Below are 20,699 nucleotides of genomic sequence, written 5' to 3'. Positions count from 1 at the left end.
ATCTGATGAGTCACACGCGTTGCTGACTGATTCGTCAGTCAGCAACGTCGGCAATGAGCCGATCCAGCTCCGTCTTCAACCAGGCACCGTTGAGGCGCAGCCAGTCGCGCTGTTCGCGCCAGTCGGGGAACAAGCCTTCCACCTGCTGCCAGAAGCGTGGTGCGTGGCTACGCACTTTCAGGTGGCAAAGCTCGTGAGCGAGCACGTACTTCAGCGCGTTGGGTGGCGCGAGTGCCAAGGCGAGATCGAGGTTGATGCGATCGCGCGTGTCGAGGCTGCCCCACAGGCTTTTCATGGGCCGCACGCGCAACGCGGTTGGCGCGAGGCCGAGTTGCGGCACGTAGCTGGCCAGCCAGCGCGCCACGTCGCGACGGATCTGCGATTCGAAGTGCGAGGCAAGCAGACCGCGCGCCACCGGTAGCGCGCGCGTGTGCGGGCGCGGAATGACCAGGGTGAGCGTGCCTTCGCTTGCTTCGACTTTTGGATACGGGCCTTCCGCCCAATCGAGCTGCACGGTTTCACCGCGGAGCGGAAATTCCGTCGGCGTACCGACGCGCAACGGTGGCAACGGTTTGACGATGAGGTGCAGCTCGTCGAGCTTGCGCTCGAGCCAGTCAGCGTGATGACGAAGGAAGGCACTGACCTGCGCCGGATGCGTGCCGTGCGGATACGACACGCGCGCGCCCTTGGGCGTGACGGTGAGGCGCAAACGGCGCGCGCGCGGATGCGCCGCCTTGAGCACACGGATAGTGCTACCGCTTGCGGTGGCCAGTTCCAGCCAATCGCCTTCGAGATGCTGCGTCATGTTCCACCCTGCTACGACTACGAGTGGCGTCCAGGCCCACTAGTGTCCCAAAGGGAATGTGGGGGGAGCATGCAGGCTTCGCAAGACGGGCCCGTGACCGCCCGGACCATACGGTCAGGGCGGCGAAGGCTGAACAAAGCCCCGGGGCTCAGGCCTCGGCGGGACGCGGCAGGCCGAACCATTCCTCCAGCTTGCCCAGCAGGCGCTCTACCTCGAGGGTGAGCAGGGCGAAGGTGGCGTCGGCCTCTGCGGCGGCGTCAGGGTGGCTGTCGCCCAGTTCGTCGACGACCACGTCGAGGAACTTGAGCTTGCGGACGATCAGGTCCTCGCCCAGCACGAAGCTCATGCGCTCATCGAAGGTGAGACCGAGCTGGAACACCTGTTTGCCGTTACGCAGGTGCTCCTTCACTTCCTCGCCATCCAGGTCCTGGCGACGGCACTTGGCAATGGCTCCCGTGGCCGACGCAGCGTCGCGCAGCTCCACCTCGTCACCCAGCGCGAGGCCTGCCGGCAGGTTGCCGTTGGCCAGCCAGTCGGTCATGAGCACGCGGGGGCCTTCTTCGGGCGCCAGCGGGACGGCCGGGAAGCTACCGAGCGCCTCGCGCATCTGGGTGAGCGTGTTCTCAGCGGACTTGCGACTGGACGTATCCAGCACCAACCAGCCGTTCTTCTTGTCCACATAGGCGCGCTGGCGCGAGCTGCGGATGAAGGCGCGCGGCACCAGTTCGTTAAGCACGTCTTCCTTCAGGCGCTTGCGCTCGCGACCGCCGACCTTGCGGCCTTCTTCTTCGGCGATTTTCTGCACGCGGCGGTGAAGTTCGTCGTTCACGACAACACCCGGCAGGAGTTTGTCCTCGCTGCCCACCGTGACCATGGTGCAGGCATTCACGACGTGGGTGAGCGCGGCTTCCTCACCGCGGCCCACCGGCGGCACAAAGCCCTTGGTACCCATTTCCATAGGGCCACAGGGGCGCAGGCGATGTTCGCCCAGCACCTCGTCGAGGCGGTTCAGGTCATCGGAAACGTTGGAGGAAAAGCGAAACATCGTGAGATTGCGGAAGAACATTCGGTATCCGTACTGGTTGCTGTCACTCCGGCCGAAACCGGAATGACTGGCATAAAGGTAAGGCTGGCGATCAGCGGCTGACGGCAGCCACCGCGTTCACCACGGTATCCAGGTTGACGCGGTTGAGCGCGGCGACGCAGATGCGGCCGGTGCCGATGGCGTAGATGGCGTATTCATCACGCAGGCGATCGACCTGGGTCTTGCTGAGACCTGAGTACGAGAACATACCCGCCTGCTGCTGGATGAAGCCAAACTGCGGCGAACCGGCGGCGGCGAGCTTCTCCACCATGCCGGCGCGCATCCCGTGGATGCGTTCGCGCATCTCGCCCAGCTCCTGTTCCCACATGGCCTTCAGCTCTTTGCTGTTGAGCACGGCCGAGACCAGTGCGCCGCCGTGGGTGGCCGGGCTGGAGTAGTTGGAGCGGATGGTGCGCTTGACCAGCGACTGCACGCGCAGGGCCTCTTCGCGGTCCTTGCCCACCACCGACAGCGCACCCACGCGCTCGCCGTACAGCGAGAACGACTTGGAGTACGAGTTGGCGACCACGAACGCATCGATGCCCGAGGCGGCGAACAGGCGCACGGCGGTGGCGTCGGCGTCGATGCCCTCGTCAAAACCCTGGTAGGCCATGTCGATGAAGGGCATCAGGCCGCGGTCTTTCACCAGGTCCACCACCTGCTGCCACTGTTCGGCGGTGAGGTCTACGCCGGTCGGGTTATGGCAGCACGCGTGCAGCAGCACGACGGTGCCGGGCTCGAGCTTGCCCAGGTCCGCCAGCATGCCAGCGAAGTCCAGGCCGTGCGTAGCAGCGTCGTAATAGGCGTACTCCACCACCTCGAAGCCGGCCGCGCTGAACACCACGCGATGGTTTTCCCAGCTCGGGTTGCTGATGGCGATCTTGGCCTTGGGCAGCACCTTCTTTAGCAGGTCGGCGCCAATGCGCAGCGCACCGCTGCCGCCGATGGTCTGCGAGGTGGCCACGCGGCCGGCGGCCAGCAGCGGCGAATCTTCGCCGAAGACCAGTTTCTGCGTGGCGCTGTTATAGGCCGGCATGCCATCGATGGGCAGATAGCCGCGCGGCTTGGCTTCCAGCGCCAGCGATTTCTCCACCTCGTGCACGGCACGCATCAGGGGGATGCGGCCCTGCTCGTCGTAATAGATGCCCACGCCCAGGTTGACCTTGCCCGGACGGCTGTCGGCCAGATAGGCCTCGGTGAGTCCCAGGATCGGATCGCCCGGGGTCATTTCAACGGATGCAAAGAGGGACACGGCGTTACTCGACTGTTTTTTGTTGGAGTGACGACTCGTCGGACGACCCGGCAAGCCACTGATGCGCATCGGCGCGGGCGAAGTCTTCGCGTGCGCCAAGCGACGCAAAGTCGAACAGGTTGCGATCGGCGAGCTGGGAGGGTGCCACGTTGCCCAGCGCGCGGAAAATATTCTCGGCGCGGCCGGGCTGGGTCTGCTCCCAGTCCTCCATCATGCGCTTAACCGCCTTGCGTTGCAGGTTTTCCTGCGAGCCACAGAGGTTGCACGGAATGATCGGAAACGCGCACGCCTCAGCGTAGGCGGCGATATCGCTTTCCTTGCTGTAGGCCAACGGGCGGATCACCACGTGGCGGCCGTCATCCGAACGCAGCTTGGGCGGCATGGCCTTGAGCTGCGCCTGGTAGAACAGGTTCAGGAAGAACGTGCCGAGGATATCGTCGCGGTGGTGGCCCAGCGCGATCTTGGTGACACCATTCGCCGCAGCCCAGTGATACAACGCGCCGCGCCGCAGGCGCGAGCACAGGCTACACATGGTCTTCCCCTCGGGAATGACACGGGTGACGGTGCTGTAGGTGTCCTGCTCGATGATGTGGAACGGCACGCCACGCGCGGTCAGATACTCAGGCAACACGTGTGCGGGAAAACCCGGCTGCTTCTGGTCCAGATTCACCGCGACGATCTCAAAGCGCACCGGCGCCTTGGCCTGCAGCGACAGCAGGATGTCGAGCAAGGTATAGGAATCCTTGCCACCAGACAGGCACACCATGATCTTGTCGCCGTCTTCGATCATATTGAAGTCGGCAACCGCCTGGCCCACCTGATGACGCAAACGCTTGCCCAGCTTGGCGGCCTCGTAGTGCTGCTTGCGGATGGCTTCGGGCTGAGCGGACATGGGGATGACGAGGCGGGATGGCCTCCCATTGTAGCGGGCTCATCGCCGGGCTGCCCTTGCTGAACAGCGCATCCGCACCCCGGCGGCGGTACACTGTTGGGGTTTCCCTCCCAAGCCCTTCGCCATCATGCAGGTCCAGGACCAAGCCGAGATCGCCCATCTGCTGGCCGAGTTACGCGTTGAACACCGCGACCTCGACGTGGCCATCGAGCACCTTGCCTCGACGCTCAGCCGCGACGAGCTGCAGGTCACCCGGCTGAAGAAGCGCAAGCTGTTGTTGAAGGATCACATTGCGCGGCTGGAAAGCAAGCTGATCCCCGACCTGGACGCTTGAACGTCCTCTTTCCCGGAGCACCGATGTCCGCGCTGACGCCTGTCCTGCTGGAAGACGCCTTTATCGCGCTTGAACCCCTGACGCCTGAACACGCTCCGGCCCTCGAGGCCGCCGCAGCGGACGGCGAGCTATGGAAGCTATGGTTCACCAGCGCACCGGCGCCGGGCGAGGCCGCGGCGTATATCGCCAAGGCGCTCGACGGGCAGAAAGCGGGCCTGATGCTGCCGTTCGCGGTGCGCGAAAAGAGCAGCGGCGACATCGTCGGCACCACGCGGTTCTACGATTTCGTTGCCGATCCGCGTCGCGTCGCCATTGGTTACACCTGGTACGCCAAGCGCTGGCAAAAAAGCCATCTCAACACTGCCTGCAAGCGGCTGTTGTTCCAGCATGCCTTTGAAGCACTCGGTTGCGTTGCGGTGGAACTGCACACCGACCACCGCAACCTCGACTCGCAGCGTGCCATCGAACGCCTGGGCGCCGTTCGTGAAGGCATGCTGCGCAATCACAAGCGCCGTCCCGACGGCACGCTGCGCCATACCGTGTGCTTCAGCGTGATCGACAGTGAATGGCCGGACGTGGCGCGCTGGCTGACTATGCGACTGGAGCGGCTGGCAGGCTGAACACCCGCCGCCCGCGTTCCGCCTTTTCCCAGCCAGAAAGTCCGCTGCGCTTAAGCGCAAACTTGTGCCCTTCGTCATCAAGGAGTGCCATGGAATGGCTCGCACACGCTCGCGCATCCGCTGGCTGCGACTCATCGGCTGGGCGATGGCAGTCTGGACGATCGGCGCCTCCACCATCGCCGTCATGGGCCTGCTGACCCGGCCGAAGCACGCCGACCTGGCGCTGGTGCTGGGCAACACCGTAACCCGCACCAATCGCCCGATGCCACGACTGGAAGCCCGGCTGCAGGCCGCGCAAGCCCTGTATGCCCGCGGCGGTTGCTCCGCCATCATGGTCAGCGGCGGCATTGAATCGCGCGACGGCCGCAACGAAGCCGCTGGCATGAAGCAGTGGTTGGTGGAGCACGGCGTGCCAGCACAAGCGATCGTCGAAGACCCCTACGGAAACAACACGCGTGAGTCGGCGCTGCATGCGCAAGCGTGGCTCGCAGCACATCACGGGCGCAGCGTGGTGGCCGTCTCTCAGTTCTTCCATTTGCCGCGTACCCGGCTCGCGCTGCGCCAGGCGGGCGTGCTCGATGCAGGCGGCGACTACCCGCGTCGCTGGTTTGGCCGGGATATCTATTCGGTGTATCGCGAAGTACCGGGCTTTCTCGCCTATTGGCTGCAACTGGATCAGAGCCGCCCGCTTGCCCCTATCAGAGCAGTCGGCCGATAAGGCTATCCAGCCGCACGCGCCGCAACCGACGAAGCAGCTTGCGCACTTCAGGCGGATAACTACGCGCGCCGGGTAGATCGTGATAGTGCGCTACGCGCGTGGCGTGACTGCGCAGCGACTGCCATTCCGCTTCGTGCTGCGCGACGAGCTGGCGCGACTGGTCGCGCAGCAGCAGGCCGTTCTCCAGGTCCAACGCCCATGCGCGGGGATTGAGGTTGTTGCCGGTAAGCACGGCGATCTCCTCGTCCACGAATAGGCCCTTGAGGTGATAGGTGTTATCGCCGTCGCGCCATAGCCACAGGTTGAGCTGCCCGCTGTCGATGGCGCGCTGATGCGTGCGCGCGAAGCGACGCAGATTGGCTTCGTACAGATACGGCAGCAGGCCAATGCGACTGAATGGCTGGTCGGGCGGAATGTAGAAATCGTTGGCGGTCTTGTCGCCCACCATGATGTCTAGCTGACAACCACGGCGCAGCAGTTGGCCAACCACGGTGCGCACCGGGCGAGGCAGATTGAAGTACGGCGTCAGCAGGATCACGCGGCGTTGCGCGCCACGCAGCAGGTCCAGCAGGGTTTCGTTGAGCACATTGTCCACGCGCCCGAAGCCGGCGAGCGGAATCACGATGACGTCACCGTGCCGGGGCACTTCGCTCTCGCCGACATACTGCCCCTCTTGCAGTGACTGGCGCAGGCGGCGGATCGGTTCTTGCAACTCGCGCGAGCGCGGCTGCGGCCGGCGATCCAATCGCGGCACGGCATCACCGTCGCCGAACTGCTGGTGCACGTAGGCGACCATGCTGTCCGCCAATGGCTGGTGGCGGATCAGGTGGTAGCGATCCAGCCGGTAACGGCCATGCTTTGCGAGGTAGACGTCGTTGAGGCTGGCGCCGCTGTAGAGCACCGCGTCGTCGATGATGAAGCCTTTCAGGTGCAACACGCCGAACAGTTCGCGCGTTTGCACCGGCACGCCGCGGATTACCACACCCTCGCCGAAACGCTCGGCGTACTGCCGGTACATGGCGGCGTTGCCTTCGCTGTTGCCCTTGCCGATCAGGCCGCGACGAGCGCGGTGCCAGTCGACATAGAGCTCGATGGAAAGCCCGGGTCGCGCCGCGCGCGCAGCGTGCAGCGCTTCGAGCACTTCCCGGCCGGCTTCGTCGTCCTGCAGATACAGCGCCACCAGCACGATGCGCTGTTGCGCCCCCGCAATGAGCGAAAGCAGCGTTTCACGGAAAGCCGCAGGCCCCGCAAGCGTGGTGATCGCCTCCGCCGGCACGGCGAAATTCACGTGCGCGGACAGGTCGGGCCCACGCCGCCGGCGCAGGGACAGCAATCGGCGGGCAAGACTGCGTGGCGAGGATAACGGTCGATTCATGGGGCGCCATGGTATCAACCCTCCCCCTCATTGGAGGAACGCGCTTGCACATGGCCCTCGCGCGACGGCCGAGGGGCCGCTCGCAAGGGCACTCCTACAAAGGTCCTCGCGTTACTTCTGCGCTTGTTCGTTGTCCGCCGCACGACTCGGTTGCACGTCGATGCTGGCGGTCATGCCTGCCGCCAGGATCACGCCCTTGGGCACACTATCCTCTTCAATCTCGATGCGTACCGGCACGCGCTGCGCCAGTCGCACCCAGTTGAAGGTGGGGTTCACATCCGCCAGCAGATCACGGCCGGTCGGGTTGTCGCGGTCGGTAATGCCGCGCGCAACGCCTACGATACGGCCTTTGAGGCGCGTGCCACCGCTCATCAGGCGGATATCGACCGTATCACCGATGCGCAGGTGCGGCAGCTTGGTTTCCTCGAAGTAACCATAGATGTAGTAGCTGTGACGGTCGATCAGGGCGAGACGCGGGCTGCCGGTGGCGGCGTAATCGCCCACGCGCACGTCGAGGTTGGTCACGTAGCCATCCACGGGGGCACGCACTTCGGTGCGCTCCAGGTCCAGCTTGGCGCGGTCGACGGCCACCTGCGCCTGCACCACGGCGGCCTCGGCCTGCTCGCGCGATGCATTGGCTTGATGCCCGCTGGCCTGTGCCTGCTCCCAGATAGCGTGCGCGGTGACGGCAGCCGACTTGGCATCAGTGCGCTCTTCCTTGGGCACCACGTCCGCCAATTCCTGGCGACGCTGCGCCTGCTCCTGGCGCATGTCGTACTCGGCCTTGCGCGCGGCGGCGCTGGCCAGCACGGCATCGATGTTGGCGCCGGCGGCGCGCGCCGCGGCCTTGGCGGAGTTGAGGTTCGCCTCGGCCTGCTCCAGCGCGATCTGATAACGCTGCGGATCGATCTCGAAGAGTACGTCGCCCTTCTTCACTTCGGCGTTGTCGATCACTGGCACGCGCGTGACGAGACCGGAGACGTCAGGCGCGATACGCACCACTTCGGCCCGTACGCGGCCGTCGCGCGTCCACGGCGAGTACATGTAGTGCCGCCACAGGAGGTGGCATAGCACGAGTGCCACGATCACGACGACCGCGGTGATGGCAAATCGGAGCAGGGCTTGGGGCTGAAATGTCATAGAGATGGCTCAGGGATACAACAACAGGCCAGCCGCGCCAAACAGCACGAAGAACACGGCCACACGGAACAGGGACGGATGCCAGACATAGCGATAAAGGCCGTAGCGCCCGACGATAGTGTCGACCACCCACAGCACCAGCAGACAACCCAGGTAAACCAGCAGCATGCCGGGTACCAGCGCGTCGCCAAGGGCGATTTCAAGAGGCATGGTCGGTCTCCGGTGCCTTGACGATGTAAGGGGCAAGCGCCGACTCGTCGTCGCGCAGTGCCGTGCGCAACTGCAGCAGATGCGCCAGCGCCGGCTGGCAGCTTGCGCGGGCCTGCGGCAGTGTCTGCCTGGTCAATGTAATGGCGTGGTCAACGTCGAGATCTGCGGCCTGCCAACGTGCCTTATCGGGCTCGTCGTAAAGCTGGGCCAGCGATTGCACGGCTCGTTGCATGACTTCCATGATCGGTGGCGGCAGCTCGGCGTGCAGCATGTCCTGGCGCAGCTCGATCACTGCGCGGCCGGAGTCATGCACGGCCAACGCCCACGACAGCTGGGAGCGCGACTCGTCGCTACCGGGCTTGGTGTACTGCACGATCTGATGGAGCAGGTCACGATTCTCGCTTTCAAATCGATACACCAGGCCTTCGAGTGGCGCGGTGGCCGCGATCGTTACCTGGCGGCGCAGTTGTTGCAGCTGGCGCCTGCGAAGCCATTCCGTACCGATCACGGCGGGAATGATCATGAATGCCACGCCGCACATGATCAGACCAAACAATGAAGCAATGGCGTCATTGAAAAGGCGATCCGGCGCGTAAACCATGGGGTTCTTCAACGCCAGGATGGTGGCGAAACCCAACATGTAGCCCGAGCCGATGCCCGGCAATGTTGCATTGCGTGTGGTCAGGTACGGGCCGATCATCAGCAAGGGTCCGCTGGTGAGGATCAGCATCAGGAAACCATCGCTGCCGGGCAACAGCCATAGCACCACAATGAAGGCCGCCAGCATGCCCAGTGCGACGCCAATCCACATATTGACGGTTGCCGCGATCGGTCGTGGCGATGTCGCGAGCAGCCCACTGAACACGGTGGCCAGCAGCATCGCCGTGGTTCCAGACGGCCAGTTCGTCACAAGCCAGAACGTGCTGAGCGCAGCCAGGGTGAGGAACGTGCGGACCACCGCGATAGCGGGTGCGACGAGCTCGTTGGCGCGCCGAAAGCTGATTCGCTCCACCGTGCCGCCCAGCGTACCCTGCGTCTCGCGCAGCGCGGCTTCCAGCGCCGTGAAGTCGCGTAGCTCTCTGACGAAGCGATAGAGCAGCGCGGCGCCGCTGTCGAACTCCAGCAACAGGTCCGGATCCTGCCGCAGCTCTTCGCGCAATTGAGCAGCCAGTGCCGGCAGCTTGGGTTCGCAGGCTTCCAGACGCGTGGCCATCAACCTTGGCATGTGTTGCTCGTCCGGAGGCGGCGACAGCGCTTCGCCCACAGGCGCATAGAGCTTGATCAGCGCACCGGCTGTTCGAGGATGGTTGGTTCGCTGCAAGCGGTTGATCAGATGGTGCAGTGACTGAAAGCTGGTAGCCGCCGCCATGTAGCGCACGTTGAGCAACTGCATGCGACTGCTGCGCGCACGGGCTTCCGGGTCTTCGAAGATCACCGTGGAACGCAGGTCTTCGATCTCCACGGCGGCGCGCACGAAGTGAAGATGCGCCTGCTCCATGTCCTCGCGTGGAATGGCGCCGCCCAGGCTGCCGCGTGCGAAATCGATGAAGTGCCCGTAATGCTCCCGCGCCCTGCGCCGCAGGACCTGGCGCAGACGCTCTGGCAACACCATGTCGCTGACCAGACCCGCCACGATGATGCCGAGCATCACCTCGCTTACGCGCATCACGGCCGAATTGAACACCGCGTAGGGGTTGTCGATGGCCGGCAGTATCACGATCACCGCGGTGTAGCCCGCGAGCACGAAACCGTAAGACATGAAGTTGCGATACAGCACCGCGCCGCCGGCGCACAGGCCTACCCACAGCGAGAGACTAAACAGGAACAATTCACGCTGCTGCGGAAACACCGTCATCAACAGCAGTGCAAACAAGCTGCCAGTAAAGGTGCCGATCGTGCGGTAAAAGCTCTTGGCCAACACCATGCCGCTTTGCGGATGCATCACGATCGATACCGTGATCATGGTGGTGGATGGCTGCTCCAGCTGAAACACCATCGTCAGCCATGCGGCCAGGTAGAACGCCAGCATGCACTTGAAGACGAAGATCCACCCTTGGCGCTCGCCGACGAGAAAATCCCGCAGCCACGGCCAGCGTTGTCGGATCGAAAGATCGGAAGGTACGGCCGACATCGCTCAGTCCTGCTCCAGCTGTATCAGGAATCGCTTCAGCAGACGCTCCAATTGCACCATTTCACGAGGTTGCATGCCACCAACCTGCCGCACCAGCAAAGCGCAGACATCGGGCAGGAAACTTTCGATCAAGGCCACGCCGTCCTTAGTCAGCGTGAGGGCCACCTTGCGGCGATCTTCGTCACTGGCATGGCGCGCGATGAGTCCTTTATCGCACAGCTCATTGGTCAGCCGGGTGATGTTGGCCGACTTCTCGCCCGCCGCATCAGCCAACTCCGTGGGATGCAAGGTGTAACCCTCGGTCCCGTACAGCATCATCAGCAGGTTGTATTCGGGATGATTGATGCCGTAGGGGCGCAGCATGGCGTTCGCGTCGTCGTGTACGCGCTTGAAGATGTGCTTGATCAGCCGGATGAGCACGGCAGCATCCCGCGGGAACGCAGGATAACGTTGGCGTGTGACCGCCAGTCGCTGTTCGGTGGGGAGAAAGCTGCTCATGGCGTGACGCCCAAATAGTACATATATGTAATATATATATGTGAATTTTATGCCTCTCCCCGGTGGGCATGCAAGAGCGTCGACCTGCGCACGTGAAAAAGGCGCCACGAAGGCGCCTTTCAGGTGGTGCTGGCGAATAATCCGCCGGTCGCCCCAGCAAAACCGAGGCGACGATGTCGGCGTCGCGACGCGACCGGTCAGTTGCCCTTGACCGGATACGTCTCGAACCCGCCCGGTGCCGTCGTGCCCGACGGGGCTGGGCTCGGGTTGGCTGGGTTAGCAGGGCGTGCTGACGGCGCCAGCTGAGCGTTGCCGCATTGGTAGGCGCCCCATGGCTGCGAGCCGTCTTTCGGATCGGCCAGCGGCTTGACGGTGTCGGCGTGCATCTTCGCGGCTTCGTTGCGCGCCATCACTTCCAGCTCGTCGCGCACCTTGATGTCGTTGCGATTCACCGGGCCCACGTGATCCATCACGGTCACGGTGACTTTGCCCAGGTCATGGCAGGACGACACGTCGCCGCTCCAAGCCGTGCGGACGTTCTTCCCGGCATCGTCCAGCGTGATGCCATAGGTGCACGCGCCGAGCAGCGCGATGGGAACGAGCAACAGCAGGGTCTTGCGCATGGATAGCTCCGCAGGGACATGAAACATGAAAAGGCCGGGCGGTTCCCCGCCCGGCCTCCATCCTAACTCGGGGACGTGAACCGGTCCCCACAGAATCTCACGATCACTTCGACGGCTTGGCCGACACGGGGTTGCCGTCACCATCGATCACCTGCACATCACCCAGCTTCAACGCGCGCACCGGGGCTTCGATCTTCTTGAGATCACCCACGATCACCCATGTCAGGGCGTTGGGCTTGATGATCTCCTTGATCGCGTCCTCAGCTTGCGGCTGGGTTACGGCTTCGGTTCGGGCTTTGAGCGTCTGCACGTAGTCATCCGGATGGTCGTACTGGACGATCTCGCTCATCGCGCCGAGCACTTCGGAGGCCGTCTCGAAGCTGCCGGGCAGGCCGCGGACATTGGAGTCCTTGATCTTGTCCACTTCCTGCTGCGTCAGCGGACGGCCGGCGATGACCTCGTTGGCTTCCTTGGACACTTCATGCGCGGACTCAGCCGTCTTGTCGGTCTGCACCGGCGCATACATCAGGAAAGGACGCTGACCAATCGCATCGCGCATGAAGCTGAAGGCGCCATAGGCCCAGCGCTTGTCTTCGCGCAGGTTCATGTTGAGACGCGAGGTGAAGCTGCCGCCAAACGCGCCGTTGGCGACATCGATGGCCAGTTCGTTCGGCGCCTTGCTCGATGGCGCGAGCAGGCCGGCGAGGATCAGCGACTGCGGCGCATCCGGCTTGTCGATGAGGAACACGCGCGGCTTGGCCTGGATGGCCACGGTGGCAATGTTCTTCTTCGGCACGGCGCTAGCGGGCGCCTTCCAGTCGCCGAAGGCAGCATCGAGCTGCGGGATGATCTGCTGCAGCGTGGTGTCGCCGGCGACCAGGATCTTGACGTTGTCCGGACGCAGCCAGTCGCGCTGGAACGTGGACAGATCCGACGCCTGCATCGCCTTGATGGCTTCCTCCGTACCTGAGCCGGTGAACGGAATGCCGTAAGCGTGGTGGGCGCCATACAGCAGCGGCGGCAGCGTACGCAGCGCCAGCGCGGTCGGCTGGGTCTTCTCCTGCGCGATGCCGGCCAGCCATTGGCCACGGATGCGCTCGATGTCATCCGACTTGAAGGCCGGATTGCGCACGATGTCGGCAAACAACGCCAGCGACGGCTGCAACTGATCGTTCAAGGCATTGAGCGAAGCGGAGCATGCATCAAGGCCACAACCGATGCGGGTGATCGCCCCCAGACGCTGCTTGCGCTTGGCCACTTCCACCGAGTCGAGATCCTTGGTGCTCTCGTTCATCAGCGTGGTGGTGAAGCTGGCAGTGCCGAGCTTGCGGCCCTGGTCGGCCGCGTAGCCGGCATCGAACATCAGCTGCACGTGCGTGACCGGAACGGTGTGACGCTGCGCGAGAATCACTTCGATGCCGTTCTTGAGTTTGCCGCGCTCAAGCTCGGGGAACTTCAGGTCCGGGAACTGGGCCACCTGTGGCACGCCCTTGCTGCGATCCACCTGGCTCTTGGCGACGGCGTATTCGTGCTTGGCTGGCAACTTGGCCGCCGGGCGGCCTTCCTCCGGCGCCAGCGCGGCGACCTTGGCGTCTTCCGTATCCGGGTTGAAGTCGTCACCGGCTGGCAGCACGGTGAGCAGATAGTCGCCCTTGCTGAGCCACTTGTCGGCGGCAGCCTTGACGCTGGCCGGCGTAGCGGCGTTGGCGCGTTCCAGGTCCTTCTTGTAGGCGCCCGGATCGCCGCGATAGACCTGGCCCTCGGCCAGGATCACCGCCTTGCCACCGCCACCGCCCACCTTTTCAAGACCACGCACGAAGCCGGCGCGGTTGCCGATCTTGGCGCGCTCGAGCTCGTCGGCGGTCGGGCCTTCGGCGAGGAATTTCTTCACTTCTTCTGCGATGACCGCTTCGACCTTGGCCTGGTCCACGCCGTCCTTGATGTCGGCCTGAATCTGGAACTGGCCGGCCAACGCGAACGGCGAAATGCCGGCAGAAACGTCATCGACCAGTTTGTCCTGATAGACCAGACGCTGATACAGGCGCGAGGTCTTGCCACCACCAAGCACCGTGGAGGCGAGATCAAGCTGGATGGAGTCGTCGGTGCCCAACTGCGGCACCACCCACGTGCGGTAAATGCGCGGCTGTGCCACATGGTCGTGCTGGATGCCACGCGTGGATTTCTCCAGCGGCGTGATCCAGGCCTGCTGGCGCGGCACCGGCGGGCCAGCCGGGATATCGCCGAAGTACTTCTCGGCCTTCGCCTTGGCCTCCGCGACGGTAATGTCGCCGGCCAGCACCAGCGTGGTGTTGGCGGCGCCGTAGTAATCGTGGAACCACTGTTTCACGTCGCCCAGCGAGGCGGCGTTGAGGTCTTCCATCGAACCGATGGTGTCGTGCTGGTACGGATGGTTGCCCGGATACGTACTGGACAGGATGTTCTGGTCCACGCGCCCATACGGGCGGTTCTCACCCTGGCGCTTTTCGTTCTGCACCACGCCGCGCTGGGTATCGAGCTCCTTCTGGCCGATGGCGCCCAGCAGGTGGCCCATGCGGTCCGACTCCATCCACAGCGCCATGTCCAGCGCGGTGGTCGGCACGGTTTCGAAGTAGTTGGTGCGATCGAACCAGGTGGTGCCGTTCATGTCGGTGGCGCCCGCCAGCTCGAACGGCTGGAAGTACGTGCCCTTGTGGTTCTCGGAGCCCGAGAACATCAAGTGCTCGAACAAGTGCGCAAAGCCGGTCTTGCCCTTGGGCTCGTCGGCAGAGCCCACGTGGTACCAGATGCTTACCGCGACGACGGGAGCCTTGTGGTCCTCGTGCACCACCACGGTCAAACCATTGGGCAAGGTAAAGCGCGTGAAGGCGATATCCGGAACGGCCTGGGGGGATTCTGCAGGGGCAGCCTGCGGCATCGCGACCACAGGCAAGCCGGCCGACATGCTGAGGACACCTGCAACGAGCAGGGCGAGGGGCTTTCTTGCCATCACGACACTCCTGTTTTAACGGATGAACGCACCGAGGCTAGCCACGCCCCGGAACCTTGGCAAATGACCAATGGCATGGTGGACAACCGCGGAAGCGCTTCGTTCGCTGCAAGGGCGAAAATGCCGTCCACGGGGTGTCCGCGCCCTGTCCGGCCGCGCCCGGTCGCTGTCCGCGGACAGCGAAACGTCCTACACGATCAAGAAAAATATTCAATAAAGACAGTCGCTTGATGAGTTTCAGGGGCCTGGCACGGACCTTGCCATACCTACTTTGCAGGACCTACCCCACTTTCATCGGAGACATGATCATGAAATTCGAAGCCTTGATGCTGCGCAGCCTCTTCGTTGCCTGCCTGCTGGTTTGCGGACTCGTGCTGGGTGCCATGGTGACCGCCTCGCCCCAGGCCATTCGCCTCGCCGCCGCCGGCAGCGCCGGTCAACTGATCGCCCCCACCGCTTGCGCACTGCCGCCTGATGGCGTGGTGTGCCCGCGCATCACCAACGGCTGAGCAAGGACGCTCGCCGTTCCGCGGCCATTTCGCGGGCGAGGGAAGAACCCCGATAATGGCCAGATGCTGCATGTCATCCTCTTTCGACCAGAAATACCCCCCAACACCGGCAACGTGATCAGGTTGTGCGCCAACACAGGCGCCTCGTTGCACCTGATCCGGCCTCTGGGGTTCGAGCTAGACGATGCCCGCCTGCGCCGCGCAGGCCTGGACTATCACGAATACGCGCAGCTGGCCGTGCATGACGACCTCGCCAGCTGCCTCGAGAGCATCGGCCAGCCACGTGTATTCGCCTTCTCCACGCGCGGTCGCGTCGCCCATGTCGACGCCCGCTTCGTCGAGGGCGATGCCTTGTTGTTCGGCTGCGAGACTGCGGGCCTGCCCGGCGAGGTACTCGACGCCATTCCGGAAGCGCAGCGTTTGCGGCTGCCGATGCGGCCGGACAGTCGCAGCCTCAATTTGTCCAATACGGTGGCGGTTGCGGTGTATGAGGCGTGGCGGCAGATGGGGTTTGTTGGCGCGGCGGAGTGACGCCACGGCCTTAAGGATAAAAGAGGTGGTGAGCAATTCAGGCTCATCGCTTCATATCCACCGTTAGTTTGGCCTGCATCCATATGCATCCAGGCGCAGGTTGAGCGTGAAGCGCGCTGACTGCGTCGCTCTACACCCTAAAGCAGGCGCAACGCGACCTGCCGCAATGCGATGTGCAGCGCAGCTGCACGAGCCGTCCGCTTTCGCTTTTGATTTACCGGGCCCCCTGTGCGGCGGTGAGGGGTGGACGAGAAGGCCCGCAGGGGGATCGGCAAGGAGGCCGATCCCTTTTCGCCGGGGCAGGAAGCCCCGGCGAAAAGCCCGGCCGCCCCTCACGAACTGGCCGGCTTCATCGGCCAGCGCCAAGTGGGGGTGCCCTTTCTTTGGGTTACTTTTCTTTGGGCAAGCAAAGAAAAGTGACTCGGCCTCCGGTAGGAGGTCGAAAGCCCGCCGCAGGCGAGCCAGGTCGCGACCACGCGACAACCAAGCGCAAAGTCACTGGATGACCAGCCATTCGGCTGTTGAAAAGCGCCTCCGGCCCTTGCCCCCTTTTTTGGGGTTCGCCGGGATGACGAAACAAACGGTGAGGCTAGATTGACCCCTCACCCCAACCCTCTCCCCGAAGGGGAGAGGGAGCCAAAGAGCTCGCGCGACAGCCACACGCACATCCACGTGTTCCCCGCCCAATCAAAAAACACCCATCTCCATCCCAACATCGACCCCACAACCCGAGCGGCTACAATCCCCCGATGACCGCCCCATCTCTCCAGTCATTGCTCCCCCGCCCGCTGCGCGCTCTCGCCGGCCGCGCGCTGGAAACCGCGCTCAACCACACGTTGTCGCTCGATCCGGAAACCAAGACCCGGCTGTCCGCGCTCGATGGCCGCAGCGTGCAACTGCACTTGCGCGGCCCGGAGCTTGCGCTATCGGTGACGGTAGAAGGCGACCGCCTGAAAGTCGGCCCGGCACAGGACGACAACCATCTGCGCGTCGCCGCCACACCGGGCAGCCTGCTTGCCATGCTGGTGAAGCGCGACGACGAAGGCGTGGCCCCAGGCAAGGTCGAAATCGCTGGTGACGCCGACCTCGCGCGTCGATTGGAAAAGCTCGCCAGCAAGTTCGCACCCGATTTTGAAGAGGCGTTCGCTCGCACTTTCGGCGAAGTACTCGGTGTGCCACTGGCCAAGGCCGTGCGCGACGGTCTGGCGCATGCCAAGGAAACAGCCAGCCATCTCACCACCGATACAGCCGACTGGCTGCGCGACGAAATACGCGTGGCTGCCGCACCGGGTGAGGTGGAAGGCTTTCTCGATGGCGTCGACGACCTGCGCGAGCGCGCCGATCGCCTCGAGGCACGCCTGGCCCGACTGGAGCAGCGCCTGAAGAAGGGGCCCGCCGCGTGAGGATTCCGTTGAAGGTCGTACCGCGCGTGATGCGCGTGGCTTCCGTGCTGTTGGCTTATCGCCTCGACGAACTGGTCGATGCCGCGCATCTATTCCGTCCGTTGAAGCTGGTGCGCCCGTTCGTGGCACGTCCAAGTATCGACGTCACAAACCTTTCCCGTGGCGCCCGGCTGCGTCTGGCACTCACCGAACTGGGTCCGATTTTCGTCAAGGCAGGCCAGGTTCTGTCCACGCGCCGCGATCTGGTACCGGTGGACATTGCCGACGAACTCGCGCAACTGCAGGATCAAGTGCCGCCGTTTCCGGGTGCCCAGGCGCGCGCCATCATCGAACAGGAACTGAAGGCGCCGGTCACCTCGCTATACACGAGCTTCGACGAAACGCCGCTGGCCTCCGCATCCATCGCGCAGGTGCACGCCGCTACGCTGCAGGACGGCAGTGCGGTGGTGGTAAAGGTATTGCGCCCCGGTATCGACAGGCAGATCGAGCGCGACGTGAAGCTGTTGCGCTCGCTGGGCGAACTGGCGCAGCGCTGGCACCCCAACGCCGACAAGATCCGTCCACTCGACGTGGTCGCCGAAGTCGAGAAAATGTTGGAGAACGAGCTGGACCTGCAGCGCGAAGGCGCCAGCGCCAGCCTGCTCCGCCGCAACTTCGAGAGCGGCGAAGACCTCTACGTACCCGCCGTGCACTGGGATCTCACCAGCGCGCGCGTGCTCACGCTGGAACGCGTCTATGGCGTGAGTTGCGATGATATCGCCTCGATCGATGCTGCAGGCATCGATCGCAAGGCGCTCGCCGTGAAGGGCGTGCGGCTGTTCTACGAACAGGTGTTCCGCGACAATTTCTTCCACGCGGACGCGCACCCCGGCAACATCTGGGTAGACACATCGCGACCAAACGACGCGCGCTTCATCGCGCTGGATTTCGGCATCATGGGTTCGTTGCCGGAACAGGATCAGTACTGGCTGGCGCAGAACTTTATTGCCTTGTTTGAGCGTGACTACGCACGCATCGCGCAGTTGCACGTTGACGCCGGCTGGATGCCTTCGACCGTGCGCATTGACGAGCTGACCGCTGCCGTCCGCACGGTGTGCGAGCCGTACTTCACTCGTCCGCTGTCGCAGATCTCACTCGCCGAGCTGGTGGTCAAGCTGTTCCAGACCGCGCGCCGTTACGAACTCACGCTGCAGCCGCAGCTGATCCTGTTGCAGAAGACACTGCTCAATATCGAAGGCGTCGGCCGCATGCTCGACCCGGAGATCGACATCTGGGCGGTGGCGCACCCGGTGCTTCGACGCATCCTGCGCGAGCGCTACAGCCCCCGCCGTACGCTGCGTGAGCTACGCAAGCACCTGCCAGAGTGGGTCCATGCCGCACCGCAGTTTCCCGAGCTAGTACGCAACGCCTTGCAGCAGATCGCCACGGGCGAACGCCGCACGATCAGCGATCCCCGCGAGTTGGAGCAGCAACGCGAAGAGGCGCAGCGTACGCGTCGCGCGTTGGCGTTCGGGCTGCTGGGCAGCAGCCTGCTCGTCGGCAGCGCCGTGCTTTGGACGCTGGCACCGGCGCATGGTGCATGGCATGCAGCGGCGGTTGGCGTCGCTGGATTGATTGCTTTCGTCGCTGGTTGGCCTCGACGTTGATTTGTCCTCACCGTCATCCCGGCGAAGGCCGGGATCCAGAGCCGCAGGGCACGCTCAAGCGGTAACGCTACTGGATGACCAGCTTCGCTGTTGTAAAGCACCTCCGGCCTGCGCCGGAATGACGACATTGATGGATGGCGCTGTATCTTCGCGCCGTTCTGGATTAGTGATAGTGCTAGAGATCCTTTACCAAGACGACGCCATCATCGCGGTGAACAAGCCCGCAGGCCTCGCCGTGCACCGCTCCAAGATGGTCGGCAACGCAGAGGAATTCCTCATCGACCTGCTGCGCGAGCAGGTCGGGGGGATCACGTATCTCGCACACCGGCTCGATCGCGCCACCAGCGGCGTGTTGCTGGTGGCACGCTCTTCCGAAATTGCCGCCGCGCTCGGCGAGCAATTCATGGGTCGCGACGTGCACAAGCAGTACCTGGCCGTGGTGCGCGGCTGGCCGGAGCCGGAAGAGGCGCTGATCGACTATGCCCTGCCCGGCTCCCGCGACACCGGGCCACGCCGTGAGGCCAGCACTACCTATCGCCGCCTCGCCACCGTGGAAGTGCCGATCGCTCTCGGCCGCTACCCGCAGCAACGCTACGCGATGGTGCTGGCGGAGCCGCACACCGGCCGCTTCCGCCAGATCCGCAAGCACATGGCACACGTCCATCACCCGATCATCGGCGACTGCCAGCACGGGCGCGGTGACCATAACCGCCTGTACAAGCAGTACTTCAGCTGCCACCGCATGCTTCTGCACGCCTGGCGGCTGAGCTTTGCGCACCCGGTCACCCGCGCGCCGATGCGCGTGGAGGCGCCGCTGGACGCCGCTTACCAGGCATTGCTCGAACGCTTTGGCTGGTCGCTTCCGGTGCTGTGATGCGCTGCGTCGTGGCGGCCTGTCACGCGTGCCCGCTAAACTTCGCAACATGCTCACGATCAGTCGATCCATCGTCCTGCCCGAGACCGAGCTGACTGAGCGTTTCCTTCGCGCAGACGGCCCCGGCGGACAACACGTCAACCGCACCGAAAGCGCCGTGGAGCTACGTTTCGACGTGGCGCACTCGCCCTCGTTGCCGGAACCGTTGCGCGCGCGCCTGCTGGCCCGCCGCGACCGTCGCTTGACCGACGACGGCGTGCTGGTGATCCAGGCACGCCGCTTCCGCGACCAGGGCCGCAACCGCGAAGACGCCCGCGACCGCCTGGTCGAGATCATCCGCGGCGCACTCATCGTGCCCAAGGCGCGCATCGCCACCAAACCCACCCGCGGCTCGAAGGAGCGGCGTCTCGCCGGCAAGCAGCAGCGCGGCAAAATCAAACAAACGCGGTCGCGTGACTGGAGTCGTGAATGAGCATGCCCTTGCTCCCCCCTGCCCCACCTGAGGCACCCAAGCTCAACAGCAGATTCTGGCCGTGGCTCGCCCGTTGCCTGCTGCGCCTGTCTGGCTGGCGACTGCTGGGCGAATTGCCGAACGTGCCTAAGCTGATCATCATCGGCGCCCCGCATTCGTCCTATTGGGACGGCTACTACGGCCTTCTGATGAAGATCGGCCTGGGCGTGGACATCAACATCATGATCAAGCGCGAAGTTCTCGATGGCCCGCTGGGCATCATCCTCCGCCCCATCGGCATGATCGCGATCAACCGCAGCGCGGCACTGAATGTCGTTGGCCAGATGGTCAAGCGGTTCGAAGAAAAAGACCGCATGTGGTTGGGCATCACGCCCGAAGGTACGCGCAAGAAGGTCGTGCACTGGAAGTCGGGCTTCCTGCGGATTGCGCACGAGGCCAACGTGCCGATCCAAACGCTGTTCCTCGACTATCCGACCAAGACGTTTACGTTCGGCCCGGTGGTTCACGCCACCGATGATCACGACGCCGACATGGTGAAAATCCGTGCATTGTTTACGCCCTATCACGGTAAGCATCGCAACGCGAACGACTAATCA

At 64.0% G+C, this 20,699-nt stretch carries 22 protein-coding genes; 11 read left to right on the top strand and 11 right to left on the bottom strand.

The window, feature by feature from the left end:
- Positions 1 to 34: 34 nt before the first annotated feature.
- The 4 genes from DyAD56_RS05530 to ttcA all read right to left on the bottom strand — a co-directional run bounded on the left by DyAD56_RS05530 (position 35) and on the right by ttcA (position 4,033).
- Positions 35 to 805: a SprT family zinc-dependent metalloprotease gene (locus tag DyAD56_RS05530; RefSeq protein WP_102301737.1), complete on the bottom strand. Its 771-nt coding sequence runs from the start codon at positions 803 to 805 to the stop codon at positions 35 to 37.
- 148 nt (positions 806 to 953) lie between these two features.
- The gene (locus DyAD56_RS05525; protein WP_102301736.1) at positions 954 to 1,871 is read right to left on the bottom strand and encodes a recombination-associated protein RdgC; all 918 of its coding nucleotides are present in this window, start codon (positions 1,869 to 1,871) and stop codon (positions 954 to 956) included.
- A gap of 70 nt (positions 1,872 to 1,941) precedes the next feature.
- Positions 1,942 to 3,141: an amino acid aminotransferase gene (locus DyAD56_RS05520; protein ID WP_102301735.1), complete on the bottom strand. Its 1,200-nt coding sequence runs from the start codon at positions 3,139 to 3,141 to the stop codon at positions 1,942 to 1,944.
- Between the two features lie 4 nt (positions 3,142 to 3,145).
- Entirely contained in the window at positions 3,146 to 4,033 is an 888-nt protein-coding gene (ttcA, locus tag DyAD56_RS05515) for a tRNA 2-thiocytidine(32) synthetase TtcA (protein WP_102301734.1), read from the bottom strand.
- A gap of 127 nt (positions 4,034 to 4,160) precedes the next feature.
- Here ttcA and DyAD56_RS05510 point away from each other — a divergent pair, with 127 nt between their 5' ends.
- The 3 genes from DyAD56_RS05510 to DyAD56_RS05500 all read left to right on the top strand — a co-directional run bounded on the left by DyAD56_RS05510 (position 4,161) and on the right by DyAD56_RS05500 (position 5,705).
- Positions 4,161 to 4,367, top strand: coding sequence for a DUF465 domain-containing protein (locus DyAD56_RS05510; protein ID WP_102301733.1), 207 nt, complete (start codon positions 4,161 to 4,163; stop codon positions 4,365 to 4,367).
- A 23-nt stretch (positions 4,368 to 4,390) separates the two neighbouring features.
- Positions 4,391 to 4,987, top strand: a complete 597-nt coding sequence (locus DyAD56_RS05505; protein ID WP_102301732.1) for a GNAT family N-acetyltransferase — start codon at positions 4,391 to 4,393, stop codon at positions 4,985 to 4,987.
- A 94-nt stretch (positions 4,988 to 5,081) separates the two neighbouring features.
- Entirely contained in the window at positions 5,082 to 5,705 is a 624-nt protein-coding gene (locus DyAD56_RS05500) for a YdcF family protein (protein ID WP_102301731.1), read from the top strand.
- Here the strand turns inward: DyAD56_RS05500 and pssA are convergent.
- From pssA to DyAD56_RS05465, 7 genes are all read right to left on the bottom strand, one after another.
- On the bottom strand, positions 5,686 to 7,080 hold the full coding sequence (gene pssA / locus DyAD56_RS05495; RefSeq protein WP_102301730.1) for a CDP-diacylglycerol--serine O-phosphatidyltransferase: 1,395 nt from the start codon (positions 7,078 to 7,080) through the stop codon (positions 5,686 to 5,688). The two genes, DyAD56_RS05500 and pssA, sit on opposite strands and share 20 nt — an antisense overlap.
- A 111-nt stretch (positions 7,081 to 7,191) precedes the next feature.
- Positions 7,192 to 8,220, bottom strand: coding sequence for an HlyD family secretion protein (locus tag DyAD56_RS05490; RefSeq protein WP_102301729.1), 1,029 nt, complete (start codon positions 8,218 to 8,220; stop codon positions 7,192 to 7,194).
- Between the two features lie 9 nt (positions 8,221 to 8,229).
- Positions 8,230 to 8,430, bottom strand: coding sequence for a DUF1656 domain-containing protein (locus DyAD56_RS05485; RefSeq protein ID WP_102301728.1), 201 nt, complete (start codon positions 8,428 to 8,430; stop codon positions 8,230 to 8,232).
- Positions 8,420 to 10,561: an FUSC family protein gene (locus tag DyAD56_RS05480; protein ID WP_102301727.1), complete on the bottom strand. Its 2,142-nt coding sequence runs from the start codon at positions 10,559 to 10,561 to the stop codon at positions 8,420 to 8,422. Before DyAD56_RS05480 ends, DyAD56_RS05485 begins: the two co-directional genes overlap by 11 nt.
- A 3-nt stretch (positions 10,562 to 10,564) precedes the next feature.
- A complete protein-coding gene (locus DyAD56_RS05475; protein ID WP_102301726.1) occupies positions 10,565 to 11,059 on the bottom strand; it encodes a MarR family transcriptional regulator in 495 nt (164 codons plus the stop codon).
- 197 nt (positions 11,060 to 11,256) lie between these two features.
- Complete coding sequence (locus DyAD56_RS05470) at positions 11,257 to 11,682, bottom strand: DUF4156 domain-containing protein (protein WP_102301725.1); 426 nt, start codon at positions 11,680 to 11,682, stop codon at positions 11,257 to 11,259.
- A gap of 103 nt (positions 11,683 to 11,785) precedes the next feature.
- Positions 11,786 to 14,668 carry a pitrilysin family protein gene (locus DyAD56_RS05465; protein WP_102301724.1) on the bottom strand — a complete coding sequence of 961 codons (2,883 nt, stop codon included), beginning with the start codon at positions 14,666 to 14,668 and terminating at the stop codon, positions 11,786 to 11,788.
- Positions 14,669 to 14,976: 308 nt separating this feature from the next.
- On the opposite strand from DyAD56_RS05465, the gene DyAD56_RS05460 reads away from it, so the two are divergent.
- The 8 genes from DyAD56_RS05460 (at position 14,977) to DyAD56_RS05430 (ending at position 20,696) form a co-directional block, all read left to right on the top strand.
- Complete coding sequence (locus DyAD56_RS05460) at positions 14,977 to 15,177, top strand: hypothetical protein (RefSeq protein ID WP_102301801.1); 201 nt, start codon at positions 14,977 to 14,979, stop codon at positions 15,175 to 15,177.
- Between the two features lie 63 nt (positions 15,178 to 15,240).
- Positions 15,241 to 15,708 (top strand): tRNA (uridine(34)/cytosine(34)/5-carboxymethylaminomethyluridine(34)-2'-O)-methyltransferase TrmL, encoded by a 468-nt coding sequence (gene trmL, locus DyAD56_RS05455; protein ID WP_102301723.1) that lies wholly within the window; start codon positions 15,241 to 15,243, stop codon positions 15,706 to 15,708.
- Between the two features lie 243 nt (positions 15,709 to 15,951).
- Positions 15,952 to 16,128 carry a hypothetical protein gene (locus DyAD56_RS23835; protein ID WP_158241261.1) on the top strand — a complete coding sequence of 59 codons (177 nt, stop codon included), beginning with the start codon at positions 15,952 to 15,954 and terminating at the stop codon, positions 16,126 to 16,128.
- Between the two features lie 329 nt (positions 16,129 to 16,457).
- A complete protein-coding gene (locus DyAD56_RS05450; RefSeq protein WP_102301722.1) occupies positions 16,458 to 17,111 on the top strand; it encodes an SCP2 sterol-binding domain-containing protein in 654 nt (217 codons plus the stop codon).
- A gap of 8 nt (positions 17,112 to 17,119) precedes the next feature.
- On the top strand, positions 17,120 to 18,757 hold the full coding sequence (gene ubiB / locus DyAD56_RS05445; protein WP_233202299.1) for a ubiquinone biosynthesis regulatory protein kinase UbiB: 1,638 nt from the start codon (positions 17,120 to 17,122) through the stop codon (positions 18,755 to 18,757).
- Positions 18,758 to 18,929: 172 nt separating this feature from the next.
- Positions 18,930 to 19,631 (top strand): pseudouridine synthase, encoded by a 702-nt coding sequence (locus DyAD56_RS05440; RefSeq protein ID WP_102301721.1) that lies wholly within the window; start codon positions 18,930 to 18,932, stop codon positions 19,629 to 19,631.
- A gap of 49 nt (positions 19,632 to 19,680) precedes the next feature.
- On the top strand, positions 19,681 to 20,103 hold the full coding sequence (arfB, locus tag DyAD56_RS05435) for an alternative ribosome rescue aminoacyl-tRNA hydrolase ArfB (protein WP_102301720.1): 423 nt from the start codon (positions 19,681 to 19,683) through the stop codon (positions 20,101 to 20,103).
- Entirely contained in the window at positions 20,100 to 20,696 is a 597-nt protein-coding gene (locus DyAD56_RS05430) for a 1-acyl-sn-glycerol-3-phosphate acyltransferase (RefSeq protein WP_102301719.1), read from the top strand. The genes arfB and DyAD56_RS05430 overlap by 4 nt, the downstream gene beginning before the upstream one ends.
- Positions 20,697 to 20,699 lie beyond the last annotated feature (3 nt).

This window comes from Dyella sp. AD56 (assembly GCF_002878475.1).
In the GTDB taxonomy this organism is placed as follows: Bacteria; Pseudomonadota; Gammaproteobacteria; order Xanthomonadales; family Rhodanobacteraceae; genus Dyella.
The sequence above is the reverse complement of the archived record's forward strand: the minus strand, read 5'-3'. Positions and strand labels throughout refer to the sequence as shown.